Below are 20,806 nucleotides of genomic sequence, written 5' to 3'. Positions count from 1 at the left end.
AATGAGACGCACATTCCATCATTCCGGGCGTCGTGTGACGGGTGGGGTAGGGTTCGCCGCATGTTCGCGCACCCCGATCAGATCCAGCTGAACCAGAACTGGTGGTGGACCGCTCATCCGGCGGCCCACTGATCGCGCGTACTCACTGAAGACTTCGCGAAGGCCGCCCGAGGGGCGGCCTTCGGTGTTTCCCAGGGAAACCCGGCCGTTCCTCCCCCACTGGAAGGAACACACCGGATGTCTCTCCCGGCAATCGAGACCGAGGCCGCTGCCGCCGTCGCCCGCCTCCTCTCCGACGACCGCCCCTTCGCCCTGCTGCACCGGCGCACCCCGGGGCACGACCAGGACACCGTCGAGCTGCTGACCGGCCCGGTGCTGACGTACGGGACGCTCGCCGAGATCCCCGTCGGCGAGCGGCCCGCGCTCGCGCTGATCCCGTTCCGGCAGATCCGGGAGCGCGGCTTCGACGTCCGGGACGACGGGACCCCGCTGAGCGTGCTGCTCGCGGCCGAGACCGCCGTACTGCCGCTGGCCGGGGTGGTCGCGGCGCTCCCCGCGCACCCGGTGCGGGTGGAGGGCGGCGCGTTCGACGTCGGGGACGGGGAGTACGAGGAGATCGTGCGCCGGGTCGTCGCGGACGAGATCGGCGGGGGCGAGGGGGCGAACTTCGTCATCCGGCGCACCTTCACCGGACGGATCGACGGCTTCGGGCGGGCCGACGCGCTGGCGCTCTTCCGGCGGCTGCTGGCCGGTGAGCGCGGCGCGTACTGGACCTTCGTCGTGCACACCGGCGAGCGCACCCTCGTCGGCGCGAGCCCGGAGGTCCATGTGCGGATGAGCGGCGGGGGCGGCGTGTCCGGGGAGGGCGGGACGGTGGTGATGAACCCGATCAGCGGCACCTTCCGGCACCCGGCCGGCGGCCCCACCCCCGAGGCGCTGCTGCGCTTCCTCGACGACCCCAAGGAGCGGGACGAGCTGTCCATGGTGGTGGACGAGGAGCTGAAGATGATGTGCACGGTCGGCGACATGGGCGGGGTGGTCGTCGGGCCCCGGCTCAAGGAGATGGCCCATCTCACCCACACCGAGTACGAGCTGCGCGGCCGGTCCTCGCTCGATGTGCGGGAGGTGCTCAGACAGACCATGTTCGCGGCGACCGTCACCGGATCGCCGGTGCAGAACGCCTGCCGGGTGATCGAGCGGCACGAGAGCGGCGGGCGCGGCTACTACGCGGGGGCGCTGGCGCTGATCGGCCGGGACGCGAACGGCGGGCAGAGCCTGGACTCGCCGATCCTGATCCGTACCGCCGACATCGACGCCCGGGGAGGTCTGCGGGTGGCGGTCGGCGCGACGCTGGTACGCCACTCGGACCCGGCCTCCGAGGTCGCCGAGACCCATGCCAAGGCGGCCGGGGTGCTGGCCGCGCTGGGCGTGGCGCCCGGGGGCGCGGTCCGGGGCGCGGAGCCGGCGGGGCTCGCGGACGACCCCCGGGTGCGGGCCGCCCTCGACGGGCGGCGGGCCTCGCTCGCGCCGTTCTGGCTCCGGATGGGGGAACGCGGCGACGAGGTGCGGGGGCACGCCCTGGTGATCGACGCGGAGGACACCTTCACCGCGATGCTGGCGCATCTGCTGCGCTCGACGGGGCTTGAGGTCACGGTGCGGCGGTACGACGAGCCGGGGCTGCGCCGGGCCGCGCTCGGCCATCCCGGGCCGGTGGTGCTGGGGCCGGGTCCCGGCGATCCGATGGACGCGGACGATCCGAAGATGCGCTTTCTGCGCGGTCTCGCGGCCGAGCTGCTCCGGGGGCACGGGCACGGGCTGCTGGGGGTGTGTCTGGGCCATGAGCTGATCGCGGCGGAGCTGGGGCTCGGGATCGTACGGAAGGAGGCCCCGTACCAGGGGGCGCAGGAGCGCATCGGGTTCTTCGGGCGGGACGAGACGGTGGGCTTCTACAACAGTTTCACGGCGCGCTGCGGGGAGTCGGAGGCGGCGGCGCTGGCGGCGCGCGGGGTGGAGGTGGCGTGCGATCCGGTGACCCGTGAGGTGCACGCGCTGCGGGCGGCCGGGTTCGCCTCGGTGCAGTTCCACCCGGAGTCGGTGCTGACGCTGGACGGGCCCCGGGTGGTGTCGGAGCTGCTGGCGAGGGCGGCGCTGCCCCTCTCCTGAGGGCGGACCGGTCATGACGCCGGGCCGGCCGTGAGGAGGGACCGGTCATGACGCAGGGTCGGCCGCCGGCACCAGGAAGTTCTCGGTGCGGCGGCCGGCCGCGTAGTCGGTGATGTTGCGGACGGTCGCCTCGACGATCTGGCCGACCGCGTCCTCGGTGTAGTACGCCTGGTGGGAGGTGACCAGCACATGGGGGAAGGTCATCAGCCGGGCCAGGGTGTCGTCCTGGATCGCCTCCAGGGACTTGTCGAGGAAGAAGAGCCCGGCCTCCGCCTCGTACACATCGAGCCCCACCCCGGTGAAACGGCCCCGGCGCAGCTCGCCGACGAGCGCGTCGGTGTCGATGAGGCCGCCCCTGCTGGAGTTGACGAGGATGGCGTCGTCCTTCATCGCGCGCAGCGCCTCGCGGTCGATGAGGTGGTGGGTGGCGGGCAGCAGCGGGACATGGAGGCTGATCAGGTCGGCGGTGGCGAGGAGTTCGTCCTTGTCGGTGTAGGTCATGCCGAGGGCGGTGCAGGCGGGGTTCTCGGTCAGGTCCCAGCCGAGCAGCCGCATGCCGAAGCCGTGGGCGATCCGGGCGAACGCCTCGCCGATCTTGCCGGTGCCGAGGACTCCGGCCGTGCGGCCGTGCAGATCCCGGCCGAGGAGTCCGTCGAGGCGGAAGTCGAAGTCGCGGGTGCGGGCGGAGGCGCGGACGATCCGGCGGTTGACGGCCATGGCCAGGGTCCAGGCGAATTCGGCGACCGAGTAGGGCGAGTAGTACGAGACCCGGGCGACGGAGATGCCGAGGCGTTCGGCGACGGCGAGGTCGATGTTGTTGAAGCCGGTGGAGCGCTGGGCGATCATCGAGGTGCCGCCGACGGCGAGGGTCTGGAGGACGGCCGCGCCGAGGTCGGCGTTGACGCTGGTGGAGATGGCCTCGTGGCCGGCCGCGATGGGGGCGGTGTCCTCGGTGAGGAAGACCTCGACGCAGCGGATGTCGTGGAGAGGGGCGAAGGCCTTCTCGATCAGCGGCCGCTCGTCGGCCTGTACCCCGAAGGCGAGGATGTCCACAATGTCTCCCGTGTTCCCGGTTCCCGGAGGGGGATTCTGTGCTGTGGGCCGCGCATCTGCGATACCGGACATTCGCGAATATACGGCCCACAGCTCGGGAGTGCCTCGGGGAGAGCCGGTGCGTCAGCCGAAGAAGATCCCGGCCTCGGCGTAGAGCGCGGGGTCGACCGTCTTGAGCCGGGCGGTGGCGTCGGCGATGGGCACCCGGACGATGTCGGTGCCCCGGAGGGCGACCATCTTGCCGAAGTCCCCCTCGCGCACCGCGTCGATGGCGTGCAGTCCGAAGCGGGTGGCGAGCCAGCGGTCGTAGGCGCTGGGTGTGCCGCCGCGCTGGACATGGCCGAGGACGGTGGTGCGGGCCTCCTTGCCGGTCCGCCTCTCGATCTCCTTGGCGAGCCATTCGCCGACGCCGGAGAGGCGTACATGCCCGAAGGAGTCGAGGGTGCCGTCCTTGAGGACCACATCGCCGTCCTGGGGCATCGCTCCCTCGGCGACGACGACGATCGGGGCGTACGTGGCCTTGAAGCGCGAGGTCACCCAGTCGCAGACCTGGGCGACGTCGAAGCGCTGTTCCGGGATGAGGATGGCGTTGGCCCCGCCGGCGAGCCCGGAGTGCAGGGCGATCCAGCCGGCGTGCCGTCCCATCACCTCCACCACCAGGACCCGCATGTGCGACTCGGCGGTGGTGTGGAGCCGGTCGATCGCCTCGGTGGCGATGGAGACGGCGGTGTCGAAGCCGAAGGTGTAGTCGGTGCCGGACAGATCGTTGTCGATGGTCTTGGGGACGCCGACGCAGGGGACGCCGTACTCGTCGTGGAGCCGGGCGGCGACGCCGAGGGTGTCCTCGCCGCCGATCGCGATCAGCGCGTCGACGTCGTCCTTGGCGAGATTGTCCTTGATGCGGCGGATCCCGTTCTCCGCCTTGAGCGGGTTGGTGCGGGAGGAGCCGAGGATGGTGCCGCCGCGGGGCAGGATGCCGCGTACGGCCGGGATGTCGAGCGGGACCGAGTCGGCTTCGAGAGGCCCCCGCCAACCGTCGCGGTAGCCGACGAACTCGTACGCGTACTCCTGGACGCCCTTGCGGACGACGCCGCGGATCACGGCGTTGAGACCGGGGCAGTCGCCGCCCCCGGTCAGCACTCCGACGCGCATTGGATACTCCCTTCGCCTGATGGGCCTGTGACGGTCACGCTAATGGTGATCCAGGTCACTCCGGCATGGCGCGGGAGGTCATTTTCTTTCCCGAATGGGTGGTTTGCGGGGGCGGATCCGCCCCGGACCAGTCCCGTAGCGACTTCGGGCACCGTCAGCAATTCAGCCGAACGGAGGATGGCATTCGGCATGGCGTACAGCCGAAGGAGTGGTCAGACGTCGACGTCGTCCAGTCCGCGCTCTATCGCATAGCGCACCAGTTCCACGCGGTTGTGCAACTGGAGTTTCCCGAGGGTGTTCTGCACATGGTTCTGCACGGTGCGGTGGGAGATCACCAGCCGCTCGGCGATCTGCTTGTACGAGAGCCCCTTGGCGACCAGCCGGAGCACCTCGGTCTCCCGGTCGGTCAGCCGGGGGGCCTTGGGCTCGTCGGCGGAGTGGGCGGGCTCGGAGGCGAGCCTGCGGTACTCGCCGAGCACCAGGCCCGCCAGGCCGGGGGTGAAGACCGCCTCGCCGACGGCGGTCCGCCGCACGGCGTCGACCAGTTCGTCCGTACTCGCCGACTTCAGCAGATAGCCGGTCGCGCCGGACTTCACCGCCTCCAGCACATCCGCGTGCTCGCCGCTGGCGGAGAGCACCAGGACCCGCAGCCCGGGCAGCTCACCGACCAGCTCCTTGCAGACCCGCACCCCGGGCAGCTCCGGGAGGTTCAGATCGAGCACCAGGACCTCCGGCACGGCTGCCCTGGCCCTGCGGACCGCCTGCCGGCCGTCGCCCGCCGTCGCCACCACGTCAAAACCGGCCGCGGTCAGATCGCGGGCGACCGCGTCCCGCCACATCGGGTGGTCGTCCACGACCATCACCCTGACCGGGTGTCCGTCCGTCTGGTCCGTCATCTCTCGTCCGCCTTCCCCCGGGACTGCTCTGTCTTCGTGTTCTTCCCGGCCGCCCCGGCGGGTCTCGGGACCCTCAGTTCGACCTCCGTGCCCTGGCCCGGGATCGAGAACAGCTCGGCCGAACCGCCCAGCTCCCGCAGCCGCCCCCGGATCGAGAGGGCGACCCCGAGCCGCCCCTCCCCCTCCGCCTGGGCGAGCCGGCCCTCGGCGATGCCCGGACCGTCGTCACGGACCGTGACGATCACCTCGTCCGGGTAGTCCTCGACCAGGATCCAGGTCCGGGCCGTCTCCCCCGCGTGCCGCTCCACGTTGTCCAGCGCGGCCCCCACGGCGGCGACCAGCTCCCGCGCGGCGGCGGCCGGCAGCGACACGGGCGCACCCGGCTCGGAGAGGGTCACCCGGGGGCCCGCGCAGCGCGCGAGCAGCGGCAGCAGATCGTGGACGGCGTCGTCGCCCCGCACCGGCTCCTCGTCGACGAGAACCGTGCGGGCGCCGTCCGTCTCGCCGTCGGCGGGGGCCCGGACCGGGGCGCTCTGTCCGCCGGCGACCAGGGCGCGCAGCGCGATCTCCTGCTCCCCCGCCATCCGCCCCAGCTCGGCCGCCTCGCCGCCGAGGGCCGTGCCGCGCCGCTGCACCATGGCGAGCACCTGGAGCACATTGTCGTGGATGTCCCGGGCGAGCCGCTCCCGCTCCCGGGTGGCGGCCTCGATCTCCAGGGCGCGGGCGAGGGTGCGCTCGGAGGCGCGGGCGACCTCGACCACATAGCCGATGGCGATGGAGGCGACCCAGACCAGCAGCACATTGTGGATGGTGTCCCGGCTGGGCTCACCGCGCTGGATCAGATTGGCCACGGCGACGAAGGAGGAGGCGAAGCCCGCCCACCGCCAGCCGCCCTTGATCGCGAACGCCAGCACCGAACCGGCCGTCCAGATCGACGGCAGCGTCGGGCCGTCGAACTGCTGGGCCTGGGCGTCGGCGACCGGGGTGAGCAGGATGCCGGTGAGCGCGATGGTGAGATCGATGCCGAGGAACCGCTTGGTGCAGCGGTCCGCGCCGGACACCCTGCGGAGGGTGGCCAGCGTCCACAGGACCAGCACCGCGAGGAAACCGGCCGCGACCCAGGGGCGCTCGAAGCGCTCCGGGTCGAAGGCGAAGAGCAGGACCGCGTAGCTCATGGTCAGTACGCGATAGGCGGTGAGCGCACGCCACAGCGGCTGCTCCACCGACATCCGCACGACGCGCTCGCGCTTGGCCGAATTCCCCATGCGTCCCCCCGGACGGTGTGTGCTGGCGTGCCGCTAGGTCGTGTCTTCAAAGTCTCGTCTGCCTGCCGTGCCCTGGCACGCACGCTCGCCGCGTTGTCGTCGGTCGCCGACGGCCCCCTGGGCTTCGCCCGGGAGGTACCCCCACCGCGTCGACTCCCTCCTCCGCCTTGCGATCGCACGCACCAGACCCCGCCAGACCCGCCCTACGGGCGGACGACGCCACTTTGAAGACACTCCCTAGGCGGCGGGGCGGTCCCTGTCGCCGTCACTGCTGCTGCTGCCGCCGTGCTGGTGCGCCTTGTCCGCCTTGTCCGCCTTGGCGGCGGCCTTCGCGGCCTTCTCGGCCTCGGCCGCCTGGCGCTTGGCGACCGTGGCGTAGATGTCGACGTACTCCTGGCCGGAGAGCTTCATGATCTCGTACATGACCTCGTCGGTCACCGAGCGCAGGATGTAACGGTCCTCCTCCATGCCGTGGTACCGGCTGAAGTCGAGGGGCTTGCCGATGCGGATGCCCGGGCGGATCAGCTTGGGAACCACCTTGCCGGGCGGCTGCACCTTCTCGGTGTCGATCATGGCGATCGGGATGACCGGGGCCCCGGTGGCCAGCGCCACCCGGCCCAGACCGCCCGGCTTACCCCGGTAGAGCCGGCCGTCCGGGGAGCGGGTGCCCTCCGGGTAGATGCCGAAGAGCCCGCCGCGCTCGACGACCTCGATGCCCGCCTTGATCGCCGCCTCGGCGGCACCGCGCGCGCCCGAGCGGTCCACCGGGAGCTGTCCCACGCCCTTGAAGAAGGCGGCGGTGAGCCGGCCCTTCACCCCGGGCGAGGTGAAGTACTCCGCCTTGGCCACAAAAGTGACCTTGCGGTCGAGGACCGCCGGCAGGAAGAAGGAGTCCGAGAACGAGAGATGGTTGCTCGCGAGGATCGCCGGGCCGTCGACGGGAATGTTCTCCAGCCCTTCCACCCAGGGCCTGAAGGCAAGCTTGAGCGAGCCCCCAAGAGAGAACTTGATTGCACCGTAGATCAACTCGAATGCCTCCTATTGCTGTCGAACAGACCTTAACCCGAGGTGAACGGGTATCCCCGCGCCGGAGGCCCTCGGGACCTGGTCGGTGTCAGTGCGGTCGCGTACGGTGAGATACACCCTGGAGCTTTCCGTCCCCACTTCACGCCCCACGTCACGCCACAGAACAGGAGACCCCGGTGCCGGTCCTTCCCGGAGCCGAGCCGTACCGCCATGAGGGCGGAGAGGTCGGCGTCCTTCTCTGTCACGGATTCACCGGTTCACCGCAGTCGCTGCGCCCCTGGGCCGAGTATCTGGCGGAGCGCGGACTGACCGTGTCCCTGCCGCTGCTCCCCGGGCACGGCACCCGCTGGCAGGACATGCAGCTCACCGGCTGGCAGGACTGGTACGCGGAGGTCGACCGGGCATTGCGCGAGCTGCTCGCGCGCTGCTCCCAGGTCTTCGTCTTCGGGCTCTCCATGGGCGGCGCGCTGACACTGCGGCTGGCCGCGAAGCACGGGGACGCGGTGCGCGGCATCGTGGTGGTCAATCCGGCCAACAAGGTGCACGGCGTGGCCTCCGTGGCGCTGCCCGTGCTCCGGCACTTCGTGCGTACGGCCCCGGGGCTGGCCCACGACATCGCCAAGCCGGGGACGACCGAGGTCGGCTATGAGCGGGTGCCGGTGCGGGCCGCCCACTCCCTGCGGAATTTCCTGCGACTGGTCGACTCCGAGCTGCCCCAGGTGACCCAGCCGATGGTGCTGCTGCACAGCCCCGAGGACCATGTGGTGCCGCCCGCCGACTCCGCCCGGATCCTCGGCCGGGTCTCCTCGACGGATGTCAAGGAGGTTCTGCTGGAACAGAGTTACCACGTCGCGACGTTGGACCACGATGCGGAGCGGATTTTCGAGGAGAGTTACGCGTTCGTCGGCCGGTTCGCTCCAAGTGTCGGGACGAAGGGAAGCAGCGCCGGTGGCTGAGCAGCATGACGCGGACCGTGAGCCGCAGCCCATTGACGAGGAGGCGGCCTGGGCCGCCATCGTCGCGGGTTACGGCGAGGAGCCGGTGGACCCGCCGGGCGCGAAGCCGTTCAAGTCGGTGGAGGATCTCGCCCTGCTGGAGGGCGAGGTGAACAAGACACCGAAGAACCGGCCCGAGCCCGACCCCGAGCCGGATCCCGGTGCGGACGGGCCCGCGCTCGGCAGCTCGGTGATCTTCGCCCCCGGCGTGGGCGGCGGCGGCCCCAGGGACTTCCAGCTCTCCCCTCCCAAGGACGACGATCTCGACGCGAGCGACGAGGGGCACTTCGTCCCCCCGGAGCCCCCGCCGCTGCCCGAGGCGGACGCCACGGCCAAGTTCGCCTGGCTCGCGGTGATCGGCGGGCCGGTGCTGATGCTGTTCGCGGTGCTGTTCCGCTGGGACATGACCTGGTGGCTGACCTCGCTGTGCGTCGGAGGCTTCCTGGGCGGCTTCGTGACCCTGGTGGCCCGGATGTCCAGCGGCGACGACGAGGACCACGAGGACCCGGGCCGGGGCGCGGTGGTCTGAGAACGACAGGCCCCAGCGGCCCGGCTCGCGGGTGACCGGCGGGCCGGGCCGGGTCAGAGCACGGCGGGCACCTTCAGCGCGGCCAGCACCGGAAGATGGTCGGTGGCCGCGCCGAGGTCGGTCCGGCTGACGCCGGGAAGGTCCAGCGGCACCCCGCAGCCCAGCACCTCGATGCCCCCGCTCGCGAAGACCGCGTCGATGCGCCGGCTCGGGTCCCCGGACGGGAAGGTGTGCTCGCCTCCCCAGGGGGCGAGCGCCCAGCAGTCCTGAAGCTCCGCGGCGATCCGCCGGAAGGCACGGCCGCCCGGGGTCTCGTTCAGATCCCCGGCGGCGACCGTGTGCGGTACCCCCATCGCCGCCAGCCGCTCCAGCAGCAGCCCCGCCTGAGCGAGGCGCTCCTCGGCCCGCAAACTCAGATGACAGCCGAGCACCCCGATCCGGGCTCCCCCGACCCGTACGACAGCCGTGGCGAACCCCCGCCGGTGCAGCCCCGGGGTGAGCGGCAGCAGCACATCCTCCGTCCGCTCCACCGCCACCCTCGGCGAACAGAGCAACAACGGCCCCGCCGCCGGCGCCCCGCCCCCCAGCACCAGCAGCCCGCTCCGGGCCGCCAGCCTCGCCGCGTGCCTCCGCCACCGGAAGAACCTCGGCGCCTCCTGCACCAGCACCAGATCCGGCCCACAGGCCCGGATCACCCGCCCCAGCGCCTCCTCGTCGTCCCGGAGCGACCGCACGTTGTAACTGAGCACCCGGATCACGGCGGAACCGTCCACCGCGACACCGGACTCAGGCAGAACGGTCACCATGGCCCGCACCTCGCCGGCAGGCCGAGCGAACCCTCACCCCTGACGGGCCAGGTCCGCCGCGCCGACCATCCCCGCCCTGTTCCCCAGCCGCGCCGCCAGCACCTGTGCGTGCGGACGCCACTGCGACCCGATCAGCCGACGGCGGAAGGACTTGCGGATGGGGTCCAGCACGAGTTCGCCCTCGTCGGAGACTCCCCCGCCGACGATGAAGGCGGAGGGGTCGAAGAGGGAGGCGAGGTCAGCGAGTCCCGCTCCGGCCCAGCGGGCGAGTTCGCGGAAGGAGTCGATCGCGACCGGGTCGCCCTGCCGGGCCGCCGCGCTGATGTGCTTGCCCTCGATGCCGTCGGAGGTGCCGTCGCCGAGGCCGAGGAGGATCCGCGCGTTCTCCGGGGTGGCGCCCGCCCGCTGCCTGGCGTACCGGACGAGGGCGCGGCCCGAGGCGTACTGCTCCCAGCAGCCCTGGCTGCCGCAGCCGCAGAGCAGCCCGTCCGGGACGACACGGATGTGGCCGAACTCGGCGGCGACGCCGAAGCGTCCGCGCCGGAGCTTGTTGCCGATGATGATCCCGCCGCCCAGGCCGGTGCCGAGCGTGATGCAGATGACGTCCTCGTGGCCCTGGCCCGCTCCGAAGCGGTACTCGCCCCACGCGGCGGCGTTGGCGTCGTTCTCCACGACGACCGGCAGCCCGGTCCGCTGCTCGACCTTGTCCTTGAGGGGCTCGTGCCGCCAGTCGATATTGGGCGCGAAGATGACGGTGGCGCGCTTGTCGTCCACATAGCCCGCCGCGCCGATGCCGACGGCCTCGATGTCATGGCCCTCGCCGGCTCCGGCGACGGCCGCGCGGATCGCGTCGACGATGCCGCTCGGGGTGGCCGGTGTGGGCACCGTGTGCGTTTCGAGGATGGCGCCCTCTTCGTCGACCACGCCCGCCGCGATCTTCGTGCCGCCGATGTCGACGCCGATGGTGAGTCCCATGTGTCCCTCAGTTCCCGGTCGAGCCCCGCTGCGGCCAACCGTACCCGAGGGCGGCACCCCTCTTGATCAAGAGAGGAAAGCCCGTACCGGTCAGTCGAGATCGATCTTCTCGCCGGGGCCCGGGTCCTCGTCGCGCGGAGTGCGGGGGCCCGGGGCTGCGGGTCCCTCGGAGCCGCTGTCCGCACCGGCGGCGGCAGCGGTACCGGTGCCGGTGCCGGTGCCACTGCCGGTGCCGCCGCTGCTCTGCGTCCAGCGGCGCTCATGGCCCTCGACGGCGGAGCGGTAGGCGGCGAGCAGCTCGCCCCCGGCGGCGGCGAGGTGGTCGAAGACCTGCGGATTGCGCTCGATGACCGGCTCGACGGCGGACTTGGCCTGGCTGACGAACTGCCGCACGGCGGTCTGCGCCGCCATCCCCGGCAGCGAGGTCTGGAACTCGGAGACCTTGTCGGCGACCGTGCCGAGCAGCTTGCGCAGCTCCTCGGCGGCGGAGCCGGGCACTTCGCCGTGCTCGGCGCGGCGGCGCGCCCTCTCGGCGGCGAGGTCTTCCGCGCACGCCTCGGCCCAGGCGTCGGCGTCGACGTCGGGGCGCTCGGTGGCATCGCTCATGGCGTACTCCTGCACAGGTGGTCGGCTGTGGTCTCTCGTACGCTCGACGGTACCCGAACGGGCGCGGACCGTTCAGCGCCCCGGGGCGCGCGGTGTCACGGGGTGCGGGGCCACTGTCCGGGGTCGGGGGTGAAGCGGACCCTGAGCGTTCCGTCCGAGAGCGCTGCGCCGGAGACGGCGCAGCGGCGCAGTGCGGAGGGCAGCGGAACGATCCTGCGGAAGGGGCCGACGCGCAGCATCAGCTCGTCGCCGCGCCGGACCAGGCCGAGGTCCTTCTTCTCCGCGCCGGGCAGCGGGAGCGACCAGACGAGGGTGCCGTCCTCGGCCCGCCGGTCCTCGATGCCGAGGTCGTCGGCCGAACCGGAGCCGGAGTCGGGGCCGGAGTCGGCCGCCGGGTCGCCGGGGAGCGGCGGGAGGCCGGCGGCGGGGGCCGTGAGGTCGTCCGGGCCGTGCGGCTCGCGTCCCAGATGCGGAAGCTCGCGCACCGGGCACTGCCCGGCCCACTCCGCGCCCCACTCCTGGAGGGTCTTCTCCTGCTGGGCGGCGAGCGCGGCGAGCCAGGTGTCCTCCGAGTGCCGGGGCAGCACCCGGTTGGCCACCAGGGCGTCCACCCGCACTCCGTGCAGGGCGAGCCCGGTGCGGGCGGTGCGCAGGGCGGCGGCGGCAGCCGGTCCGGGCTCGGCGACCAGGCGCAGCGTGGTCCCGGGGGATTCGATCAGCGCCTGGGCGGCGGCCAGCTCGTCGTCCCAGCGGCCGGTCGTCTCGTACAGCCAGCTCGCGGGCATCGGGACCCCGGTGAGCTGGGCGAGGACCGGGCGCAGCGCGCGGGCGGCCTGGCGTTCGGGGGGCAGCAGCCGGCGGAGGTAGCGGCGGAGCTGGGCGGGGAGCGCGAGCAGGGCGATGGTCTCGCGGACCGGCGGCAGATCGAGTACGGCCAGGTCCCAGCCGCCGGTCTCGGCGGCGGTGAGCGCGCGCAGCAGGGCGAACTGGTCGCTGCCGGGGAGTTCGGTGAGCTCTTCCTCGGCGAGTCTGGTGATGCCGAGGAGGTCGAGTCCGGCGGAGAGGCGCTTCTGGAGGGAGAGGAATTCGGTGCGGAAGTCCGCTCCGGGGTCGACGCGGGCGGCCCAGAGCCCTTCGGCGACCCGGGTCAGTGTGCCTTCGGCGGGGGTGCCGAGTGCGGCGGGCGGGTCGGTGGAGAGGAGCAGGACGCGTCTGCCCGGTCCGGCGGCGGCGAGCGCGGTCGCCGCGGCGACGGTGGTGCGGCCCGCGCCGCCGAGGCCGGTGACGAGGACCTTGCGCATCAGGCGGCGGGTCCGCTCTCGACGCGCTTTTTCAGGCCGTCCAGGGCCCGGTCGATGATGACCTTCTCGGCCTTGCGCTTGATCATGCCGAGCATGGGGATCTTGACGTCGACGGTGAGCCGGTAGGTGACCTCGGTGCGGTCGCCGCCGACGGGGGTGAGGGTGTACGAGCCGTCGATGGCGCGCAGCATCTGGGACTTGACCAGGGTCCAGCTGACCTCGTTGGCGCCGTTCCAGGTGTACGCGAGGGTGTGGTCGTCCTTGATGGCTCCGGCGTCCAGGACAAGCCTGACCTGCTCGGCGCGGCCCTGGCCGTCCCGGGAGATGACCTCGGCCTGCTTCACTTCGCCGGTCCAGTCGGGGTAGCGGTCGAAGTCGGAGATCACTCCCATGACGTCGGCCGGCGCCGCTTCGATGGTGATGCTTGAGCTGGTGTGTTCCGCCATCGCTGCGGCTCCTCAACAGTGCGGTACTGCCCTGGGGATGAATGGTGTGGTGTGCAGGCTATCGCGCCCCGCCCGGCGGCCGGGCCGCAGCCCTGGGGCCCGGCCCGGGGCCGGACCCGGGGCCGGGCGAGGTCACCAGGCCAGGGTCCAGGGCCGGCCGGTGGAGGCGAAGTGGCCGACGTTCACGCACTCCGTCGCGCCGACGCGCATACGGGCGGCGAGCGGCTGGTGGACATGGCCGAAGAGGGCGTAGCGGGGGCGGGTGCGGTGGATGGCGTCCAGGAGGGCGGGGCTGCCGCGTTCGAAGCGGCGGGCGACGGTGTCGTAGGTCAGCTCGGGGACCTCGGGCGGGATGTGCGAACAGAGGACGTCGACCTCGCCGAGGGCCTCGACCTTGGCGGCGTACTCCTCGTCGGAGATCTCGTAGGGCGTGCGCATGGGGGTGCTCAGCCCGCCGCCGACGAAACCGAAGACCAGACCGCCGATCTCCGCGCGCTCGCCGTCGAGGACGGTGGTGCCGGGGCGGACGTACTCCGGCCAGAGAGCGGGGATGTCGACGTTGCCGTAGGTGGCGTAGGTGGGGGTGGGGAAGGCGGCGAAGAGTTCGGCGTACTGGACGCGGACGGCGGACTCGATGGCGGTGTCGCGGTCCACGTCGAGCTCGGCCCAGAGGCGGCGGCCCAGCTCGCGGGCCTCCTCGAAGCGGCGGGCGGTGCGCAGGGAGACGATGAGGTCGGCGTTCTCGACGCCGAAGAGATCGGGGAAGATCCCGCGCGAGTGGTCGGCGTAGTCGAGGAAGAGGATCAGATCGCCGAGACAGATCAGCGCGTCCGCGCCTTCGCCCGCGCGGGCGAGATCCTGGACATTGCCGTGCACATCACTGACCACATTCACTCGGGTGCCTCGCATGCCGATCACCCTAGGTCGTGTCTTCGAAGTCTCGCCTGCCTGTCGTGCCCTGGCACGCACGCTCGCCGCGTTGTCGTCGGTCGCCGACGCTCCGCGTCGACTCCCTCCTCCGCCTTGCGATCGCACGCACCAGACCCCGCCAGACCCTCCCTACGGGAGGACGACGCCACTCCGAAGACACTCCCTGTCGCCCGTCACACCGCTGGACAGAGGGTGCGGGCCGGTCGTTCTTCCTGCGGAGCGGGGGTGTGGACTACCCTGCGCGAAGTACTGTCATACACGTGTGACGCAGAGAACATCTGGCCGGAGCCCCCTATCCGTAAGCGGTACTGGTGGGTAACGTCCGGGCAGTTCCGCCGTGCTCGCCTCTGGACGAGCATCTGCCCGATCTTGGACCGCAAACCGGTGCATCACACACAGAGCCGTGGCGCCGGCGCCCGATGAGGAGCAGCAGTCTTGCGCGAGTTCAGCCTTCCGGCCCTGTACGAGGTCCCTTCGGACGGCAATCTGACGGATCTGATCCGCCGCAATGCCGCCCAGCACCCCGATGTGGCGGTGGTGGGACGGAAGGTCGGCGGCGTCTGGACCGATGTCACCTCCGTCGAGTTCCTCGCCGAGGTGCGCGCGGCGGCCAAGGGCATCATCGCGGCGGGGGTGCGGCCCGGGGACCGGGTGGCCCTGATGTCCCGTACGCGGTACGAGTGGGTGCTGCTGGACTTCGCGATCTGGAGCGCCGGTGCGGTGACCGTGCCGGTGTACGAGACCAGCTCGGCGGAGCAGGTCTCGTGGATCCTCTCGGACTCGGGCGCGGTCGCGGCGATCGTGGAGAGCGACGCGCACGCCGCCGCCGTGGAGTCGGTGCGCGGGGGGCTGCCGGAGCTGCGCGAGGTCTGGCAGATCGAGTCGGGCGCGGTGGATCATCTGGTCGCCACGGGCGCGGAGGTCCCGGACGCGACCGTGGACGAGCGGAGCGCGGTCGCCAAGGCGGACGATCCGGCGACGATCGTCTACACCTCGGGCACCACGGGCCGGCCCAAGGGCTGTGTGCTGACCCATCGGAGCTTCTTCGCCGAGTGCGGCAACGCGGTGGAGCGGCTCAAGCCGCTCTTCCGCACCGGTGAGTGCTCGGTGCTGCTGTTCCTGCCCGCCGCCCATGTCTTCGGCCGGCTGGTCGAGGTGGCCGCGATCATGGCCCCGATCAGGCTGGGCTGTGTCGCGGACATCCGGAATCTCACCGACGATCTGGCGACCTTCCAGCCGACGCTGATCCTGGGCGTGCCGAGGGTCTTCGAGAAGGTCTACAACGGGGCGCGCTCCAAGGCGCAGGCCGACGGCAAGGGCAAGATCTTCGACAAGGCCGCGCAGACGGCGATCGACTACAGCCGGGCGATGGACGGCGCGCGGGGGCCCTCGCTGGGGCTGCGGATCAAGCACCGGATCTTCGACAAGCTGGTCTACAGCAAGATGCGGGCGGTCCTCGGCGGGCGGATCGAGCACGCGATCTCGGGCGGCGCTCCGCTGGGCGAGCGGCTGGGGCACTTCTTCCGGGGCGTCGGTTTCACGGTGCTGGAGGGGTACGGGCTGACCGAGTCCTGCGCGGCGACCGCGTTCAATCCGCCGGACCGGCAGAAGATCGGCACGGTCGGCCAGCCGCTGCCCGGCTCGGTGGTGCGGATCGCGGACGACGGTGAGGTGCTGCTGCACGGCGAGCATCTGTTCAAGGAGTACTGGAAGAACCCGGAGGCGACCGCCGAGGCGCTGGCCGACGGGTGGTTCCACACCGGGGACATCGGCACCCTGGACGAGGACGGCTATCTCGCGATCACCGGCCGGAAGAAGGAGATCCTGGTCACGGCGGGCGGCAAGAACGTCGCTCCGGCGGTGATCGAGGACCGTATCCGGGCGCACGCGCTGGTGGCGGAGTGCATGGTGGTGGGCGACGGGCGGCCGTTCGTGGGAGCGCTGATCACCCTGGACGAGGAGTTCCTCGGCCGGTGGGCCGCCGGGCGCGGCAAGCCGGCGGGGTCGACGGCGGCCACGCTGCGCGACGATCCGGAGCTGCTGGCCGAGGTGCAGCGGGCGGTGGACGACGGGAACGCGGCCGTCTCCAAGGCGGAGTCGGTGCGCAAGTTCCGGGTGCTCTCCTCGTCCTTCACCGAGGAGGCCGGTCACATCACGCCGTCGCTGAAGCTGAAGCGGAATGTGGTGGCGAAGGACTTCGCGGACGAGATCGAGGCGATCTACCGGACGGACTCGTCCGGCGGGCGCGGCTGACCGTACACATACGGGAGGAAGGGTCCGGGGCCGCCGCCCCGGACCCTTCCTCTCTTCTCACGCCGCCGCGATGTCCTGCTGGATGATCCGTTCCATGTTCCGCTCGGCGAGGGCGGTGATGGTGACGAAGGGGTTGACCCCGATGGAGCCGGGCACCAGCGAGCCGTCCACGACATACAGCCCCGGGTGTCCCTTGGCCCGGCCGTAGCCGTCGGTGGCCCGGCCGAGCACACAGCCGCCGAGCGGGTGGTAGGTGAAGTCGTCGGCGAAGGCCCGGTTGCCGCCGAAGAGGTCGTGGCGGTAGACGGTGCCGTTGACCCGGTTGATCCGGTCGAAGAGGGACTTGGCGGCCCTGACCGATGGCTCGCTCTGCGAGCGGTGCCAGTTGAGCCTGGCGGAGTCGGTCGCCGGGTCGTAGGTGAAGTGGCCGCGCTCCGGGTTCTTGGTGATCGCCAGATAGAGGCTGATCCAGTGTTCGAGGCCCATCGGCAGCGGGGCTATCTCGGCGAAGACGGGGTTGGCCGGGTTGTTCCAGTCGTTGATGCCCATCACCGGCATGGTGGACTGATGGGCTCCGACGGTGTCCCAGAGGTGGTTGGCGCGGGCGGTCATCACATTGCCGTTGTTCCCCCAGCCCCGGCCGACCTCGGCGTCCAGCTCGGGGAGCGCGCCGGTCTCCCGGGCGCGCAGCAGGAGTTCGGTGGTGCCGAGGCTGCCCGCGCCGAGGAAGAGCCGGGTGCAGGCGATCTCCTTGGTCTCGATCACCTTTCCGTCGAGGTCGGAGCGGTCGACGGTGAGGACGTATCCCTCGCGGCCCCGGTGGATGGCACGGGCCCGGCTCATCGTCTCGATGGTGACATTGCCGGTGGCGACGGCGGCGGCGAGATAGGTCTTGTCGACGGAGCGCTTGCCGTGGTTGTTGCCGTAGAGGACCTCGCCGGCCAGCGCCGACTTGGGGGCCTGGCCCGAGGCCTCGCGCCGCATGTGGTCGAAGTCGTAGACGTTGGGGACGAAGACGGTGTCCAGTCCGGCCCGGTGGGCGTGGGCGCGTGAGACCCGGGAGTAGCGGTACCACTCGGTGGACTCGAACCAGGCGGGGTCGATGTCGTTGACGCCGAGCATGCGGCGGGCGCGCGGGAAGAAGGTGCCGTACATCCCCTCCGCGTCGACCTGCGGCAGGACTTCGGAGAAGTAGTCGCGGGGCGGGGTGACGGCCATGCCCCCGTTGACCAGGGAGCCGCCGCCGACGCCCCGGCCGACGTAGACGGACATGTCGCCGTGGTCGACGCGGTCCAGCACCCCCGGGTAGGGGTCGATCCTCCGGTTGACCACATCGAGCCAGAGGAAGGAGGCGAGGGGGGCCTCGGTGCGGGTGCGGAACCACATCGAGCGCCGGTCGGGCCTGATGGTGGGACAGAAGAGTTTTCCGTCGGGGCCGGGGGTGTCCCAGAGCCGGCCCATCTCCAGGACGACGGTACGGATTCCGGCCTGGCCGAGGCGGAGCGCGGCGACGGCCGCACCGTACCCGGAGCCGATGACGACGGCGGGGGCGCGCTCGGTGGCCGGAGGCTCCACGGCGGAGGCGGAGGAGAGGCCGACCCGGGTGAAGCCGAGGACGGCGGCGGTCTGGACGGCGGCGGCGCCCAGAAGATGACGGCGCGTCAGATATGAGGTCATGAAGAGATCATGGGCGAAAACCGGCCTGCTGCCCATCCCTGGGGGCGAGGAGGCTGAATTCTCGTCAGAAAATGGCTTTACGCAGCTCAGCGCCGTGTCATGTACAGATGCCCGACCGGTTTCAGAGGAGCGTACGCAACTTCTCGGCCAGCAGGTCCCAGCGCCATCTCTCCTCGACCCAGCTACGGCCCCGCTCGCCCATCCGGCGGCGCAGCTCCGGGTCCTGGAGCAGTGCGACGATCCGCTCGGCGCTCTCCCCGGCCGAACCGCCGCGTACCACCCAGCCGGTCTCGCCCTCCAGCACCGCGTCCGGGGCCCCGCCCGAGTCCCCGGCGACGACCGGCAGACCGGTGGCCGAGGCCTCCAGATAGACGATGCCCAGACCCTCCACGTCCAGACCGCCCCGGCGGGTGCGGCAGGGCATCGCGAAGACGTCGCCGGCTCCGTAGTGGGCGGGCAGCTCGGCCCAGGGCACCGCTCCGGTGAAGCGCACGGAGGCGTCGACCCCGGTCTCCCGGGCGAGCTTGCGCAGATCGTCCTCGTACGGTCCGCCGCCCACGATCAGCAGCACCGTCTCCGGGACCTTCGACAGGATCTCGGGCATCGCCAGGATCAGGGTGTCCTGGCCCTTGCGCGGCACCAGCCGGGAGACGCAGACCACCACGGGACGGTCGCTGAGGCCGAGCCGCTCGCGCACCTCGTCGCCGCCCGAGTGCGGGTGGAAGGTCTTCTCGTCGACGCCCGGCGGGAGCTGGACCATGCGGGAGGCTGCCTCCGGGGTCAGCGCGGCGGCGATCCGGGAGCGGGTGTACTCCCCCAGATAGGTGATCGTGTCCGTGCCCTCGCCGATCCGGCGCAGCAGCCGCCGGGAGGCGGGGAGCTGGGCCCAGCCCGCCTCGTGGCCGTGCGAGGTGGCGACCAGCCGGCGCGCGCCCGCCCGGCGCAGCGCCGGGCCCATCAGCCCGAGCGGGGCCGCCGCGCCGAACCACACCGACTCGCAGCCGTGCTCGCGGAGCAGCCCGGCGGCCGTGCGGGTGACGCGCGGGGTGGGGAGCAGCATCGTCGTACGGTCGCGCACCACGGTGAAGGGCTGCTCGGCGTCGAAGGCCGCGGTCGCGTCCACGCCCTCACGGCCGCGCTTCCAGGTGGAGGCGTAGACGACCAGCTCCTCCGGGTCCAGCCGGAGGGCCATATTGTGCAGAAACGCCTGGATTCCACCGGGGCGGGGCGGGAAGTCGTTGGTCACGATCAAGGTCTTGTGCATGGTCCGCCGACAGTACCGAAGTCGGGGCGGGGCTCCGAACGGCCCTGTCCGATCGCGGCGGCCCGGAGCCGCGCCGCATCATGAGCACCTCGCGATTCCCCCAGCCATCTCGCGATCCACAAGCACCTCGTGATCCACAAGAATGGATGAGCCGCTCATGACGGACGCCTCCGGCCGTGCCCGGCTCGCGGTGTGGGTCCTCACCCGGACGGCACTGCTGCTGTGCGTCTTCAAGGCGGTCCCCTACCCCGGGCCCGATGTCACCGCCGACGTCTCGGTGATCTACCAGGGCTGGTACGAGATCCTGCGCACCGGCGTCTTCCCCCGCTCCGACGTGACCTGGCAGTACCCGCCCGGCGCGGCCCTCGTGATCCTGGCCCCGGGCGCGGTGCCGCTGCCCTTCCTCGGCTACGCCGGGACCTTCTATCTGCTGACGCTGGCCTGCGACGCGCTGGTGTACGGGCTGCTGCGGTACGCGGGCGGCCGGGCCGGGCGGCACCGGCGCGGGGTGTGGGTGTGGACGGCCGGGGTGCCGCTCCTCGGGCCCACCGTGTACGCCCGCTACGACCTGATGGTGACCGCCGTCGCGGTGGCCGCACTGCTGGCCGGGGTCCGCAGGCCCCGGGTGCTGGGGGCGCTGGCGGGGTTCGGGGTACTGCTCAAGATCTGGCCGGTGCTGCTGCTGACGGGGCTGGAGCGCGGGGCGGTCACCCGGCGGGCGGTGGGGGCGGCGGCGGCCGTGGCGGGCGGGCTGGCCCTGGTGTTCCTGGTGTCGATGCCCGGCTCGCTCGGCTTTCTGACCGCGCAGCGGGACCGGGGCACGGAGGTCGAGTCGCTGGGGGCGCTGGTCTTCCACGCGGGCCGGTGGCTGGGGTGGGAGGGACGGGCGATGCTCCACTACGGCTCGGTGGAGTTCCTCGGCCCGTACGTCCCGCTGGTGTCGGCGCTGGCCCTGGCGCTCGCGGCGGGGGCGCTCGGCTGGCTGCTGCTCTGGCGGTGGCGGGCGCGGGTCTTCGGTCCCGCGACGGCGGCGGACGCGGCCTTCACCGGGGTGCTGCTGTTCACCACGACGAGCCGGGTGATCAGCCCGCAGTACATGGTGTGGCTGGTGGGGCTGGGGGCGGTGTGCATGACGTTCCGGGCGAGCAGGATGGCGCTGCCGGTGGGGATGGTGGTGGGGGCCACGGGGGTGACGGGGCTGGAGTTTCCGATCTGGTTCTCGCATGTGGTGGAGGGGGATGTGCTGGGGGTGGGGGTGGTGGGGGTGCGGAATGGGGTGTTGGTGGGGGCGGGGGTGGTGGCGTGTTTGCGGCTGTGGGAAGGGGGGTGTGCTGGTGGGGGTGGGGTGCTGCGGGTGCGCACGAGGGTGCGGGCCGTTGTCCGGGGGGGGGCGCCCCCCCCCCCCCCCCCCCCCCCCCCGCCCGCGCCCGTGTCGGGGAGCCACCCGCCGGGCGGCCCCCCCGGGGCGT

At 72.0% G+C, this 20,806-nt stretch carries 19 protein-coding genes; 6 read left to right on the top strand and 13 right to left on the bottom strand.

The window, feature by feature from the left end; genetic code table 11:
• Positions 1–60: 60 nt before the first annotated feature.
• Together IE247_RS35080 and IE247_RS27220 are read left to right on the top strand one after the other, a co-directional pair.
• Positions 61–132, top strand: coding sequence for a trp operon leader peptide (locus IE247_RS35080; protein ID WP_373305617.1), 72 nt, complete (start codon positions 61–63; stop codon positions 130–132).
• Between the two features lie 105 nt (positions 133–237).
• Entirely contained in the window at positions 238–2,163 is a 1,926-nt protein-coding gene (locus IE247_RS27220) for an anthranilate synthase family protein (RefSeq protein WP_190125950.1), read from the top strand.
• A 45-nt stretch (positions 2,164–2,208) separates the two neighbouring features.
• Here IE247_RS27220 and IE247_RS27215 read toward each other — a convergent pair whose 3' ends face one another.
• From IE247_RS27215 to IE247_RS27195, 5 genes are all read right to left on the bottom strand, one after another.
• Entirely contained in the window at positions 2,209–3,216 is a 1,008-nt protein-coding gene (locus IE247_RS27215; RefSeq protein ID WP_190125949.1) for a 2-hydroxyacid dehydrogenase, read from the bottom strand.
• 123 nt (positions 3,217–3,339) lie between these two features.
• On the bottom strand, positions 3,340–4,368 hold the full coding sequence (locus IE247_RS27210) for a 6-phosphofructokinase (RefSeq protein ID WP_190125948.1): 1,029 nt from the start codon (positions 4,366–4,368) through the stop codon (positions 3,340–3,342).
• A 212-nt stretch (positions 4,369–4,580) separates the two neighbouring features.
• On the bottom strand, positions 4,581–5,264 hold the full coding sequence (locus IE247_RS27205; protein ID WP_190125947.1) for a response regulator: 684 nt from the start codon (positions 5,262–5,264) through the stop codon (positions 4,581–4,583).
• Complete coding sequence (macS, locus tag IE247_RS27200) at positions 5,261–6,529, bottom strand: MacS family sensor histidine kinase (RefSeq protein WP_190125946.1); 1,269 nt, start codon at positions 6,527–6,529, stop codon at positions 5,261–5,263. The genes IE247_RS27205 and macS overlap by 4 nt, the downstream gene beginning before the upstream one ends.
• Positions 6,530–6,766: 237 nt before the next feature.
• On the bottom strand, positions 6,767–7,540 hold the full coding sequence (locus IE247_RS27195; RefSeq protein WP_190126055.1) for a lysophospholipid acyltransferase family protein: 774 nt from the start codon (positions 7,538–7,540) through the stop codon (positions 6,767–6,769).
• A 191-nt stretch (positions 7,541–7,731) separates the two neighbouring features.
• On the opposite strand from IE247_RS27195, the gene IE247_RS27190 reads away from it, so the two are divergent.
• A complete protein-coding gene (locus IE247_RS27190) occupies positions 7,732–8,511 on the top strand; it encodes an alpha/beta hydrolase (protein WP_190125945.1) in 780 nt (259 codons plus the stop codon).
• Entirely contained in the window at positions 8,504–9,079 is a 576-nt protein-coding gene (locus IE247_RS27185; protein WP_190125944.1) for a hypothetical protein, read from the top strand. The genes IE247_RS27190 and IE247_RS27185 overlap by 8 nt, the downstream gene beginning before the upstream one ends.
• A gap of 53 nt (positions 9,080–9,132) precedes the next feature.
• Here IE247_RS27185 and IE247_RS27180 read toward each other — a convergent pair whose 3' ends face one another.
• From IE247_RS27180 to IE247_RS27155, 6 genes are all read right to left on the bottom strand, one after another.
• Positions 9,133–9,885 (bottom strand): endonuclease/exonuclease/phosphatase family protein, encoded by a 753-nt coding sequence (locus IE247_RS27180; RefSeq protein WP_190125943.1) that lies wholly within the window; start codon positions 9,883–9,885, stop codon positions 9,133–9,135.
• A gap of 33 nt (positions 9,886–9,918) precedes the next feature.
• Positions 9,919–10,860 carry an ROK family glucokinase gene (locus IE247_RS27175; RefSeq protein WP_190125942.1) on the bottom strand — a complete coding sequence of 314 codons (942 nt, stop codon included), beginning with the start codon at positions 10,858–10,860 and terminating at the stop codon, positions 9,919–9,921.
• A 90-nt stretch (positions 10,861–10,950) separates the two neighbouring features.
• Entirely contained in the window at positions 10,951–11,466 is a 516-nt protein-coding gene (locus IE247_RS27170; RefSeq protein ID WP_190125941.1) for a DUF5304 domain-containing protein, read from the bottom strand.
• 95 nt (positions 11,467–11,561) lie between these two features.
• Positions 11,562–12,767, bottom strand: a complete 1,206-nt coding sequence (locus tag IE247_RS27165) for an ArsA family ATPase (protein WP_190125940.1) — start codon at positions 12,765–12,767, stop codon at positions 11,562–11,564.
• Positions 12,767–13,213 (bottom strand): SRPBCC family protein, encoded by a 447-nt coding sequence (locus IE247_RS27160; protein WP_190125939.1) that lies wholly within the window; start codon positions 13,211–13,213, stop codon positions 12,767–12,769. Before IE247_RS27160 ends, IE247_RS27165 begins: the two co-directional genes overlap by 1 nt.
• A gap of 132 nt (positions 13,214–13,345) precedes the next feature.
• On the bottom strand, positions 13,346–14,122 hold the full coding sequence (locus IE247_RS27155) for a metallophosphoesterase family protein (RefSeq protein WP_190125938.1): 777 nt from the start codon (positions 14,120–14,122) through the stop codon (positions 13,346–13,348).
• Between the two features lie 456 nt (positions 14,123–14,578).
• Between IE247_RS27155 and IE247_RS27150 the strand changes: the two genes are divergently transcribed.
• Complete coding sequence (locus IE247_RS27150; protein WP_190125937.1) at positions 14,579–16,396, top strand: AMP-dependent synthetase/ligase; 1,818 nt, start codon at positions 14,579–14,581, stop codon at positions 16,394–16,396.
• 57 nt (positions 16,397–16,453) lie between these two features.
• Here IE247_RS27150 and IE247_RS27145 read toward each other — a convergent pair whose 3' ends face one another.
• The gene (locus IE247_RS27145) at positions 16,454–18,073 is read right to left on the bottom strand and encodes a GMC oxidoreductase (RefSeq protein WP_190125936.1); all 1,620 of its coding nucleotides are present in this window, start codon (positions 18,071–18,073) and stop codon (positions 16,454–16,456) included.
• A gap of 121 nt (positions 18,074–18,194) precedes the next feature.
• Positions 18,195–19,337: a glycosyltransferase family 4 protein gene (locus tag IE247_RS27140; RefSeq protein WP_190125935.1), complete on the bottom strand. Its 1,143-nt coding sequence runs from the start codon at positions 19,335–19,337 to the stop codon at positions 18,195–18,197.
• Positions 19,338–19,494: 157 nt separating this feature from the next.
• Here IE247_RS27140 and IE247_RS27135 point away from each other — a divergent pair.
• Positions 19,495–20,806 (top strand): glycosyltransferase 87 family protein (locus IE247_RS27135; RefSeq protein WP_190125934.1); only part of this gene is annotated, 1,312 nt, incomplete at its 3' end.

The sequence above is a fragment of the Streptomyces inusitatus genome, from assembly GCF_014651115.1.
Lineage (GTDB): Bacteria > Actinomycetota > Actinomycetes > Streptomycetales > Streptomycetaceae > Streptomyces > Streptomyces amakusaensis.
Note: the sequence above shows the minus strand (reverse complement) of the source record. Positions and strands in the feature narration are given on the sequence as shown.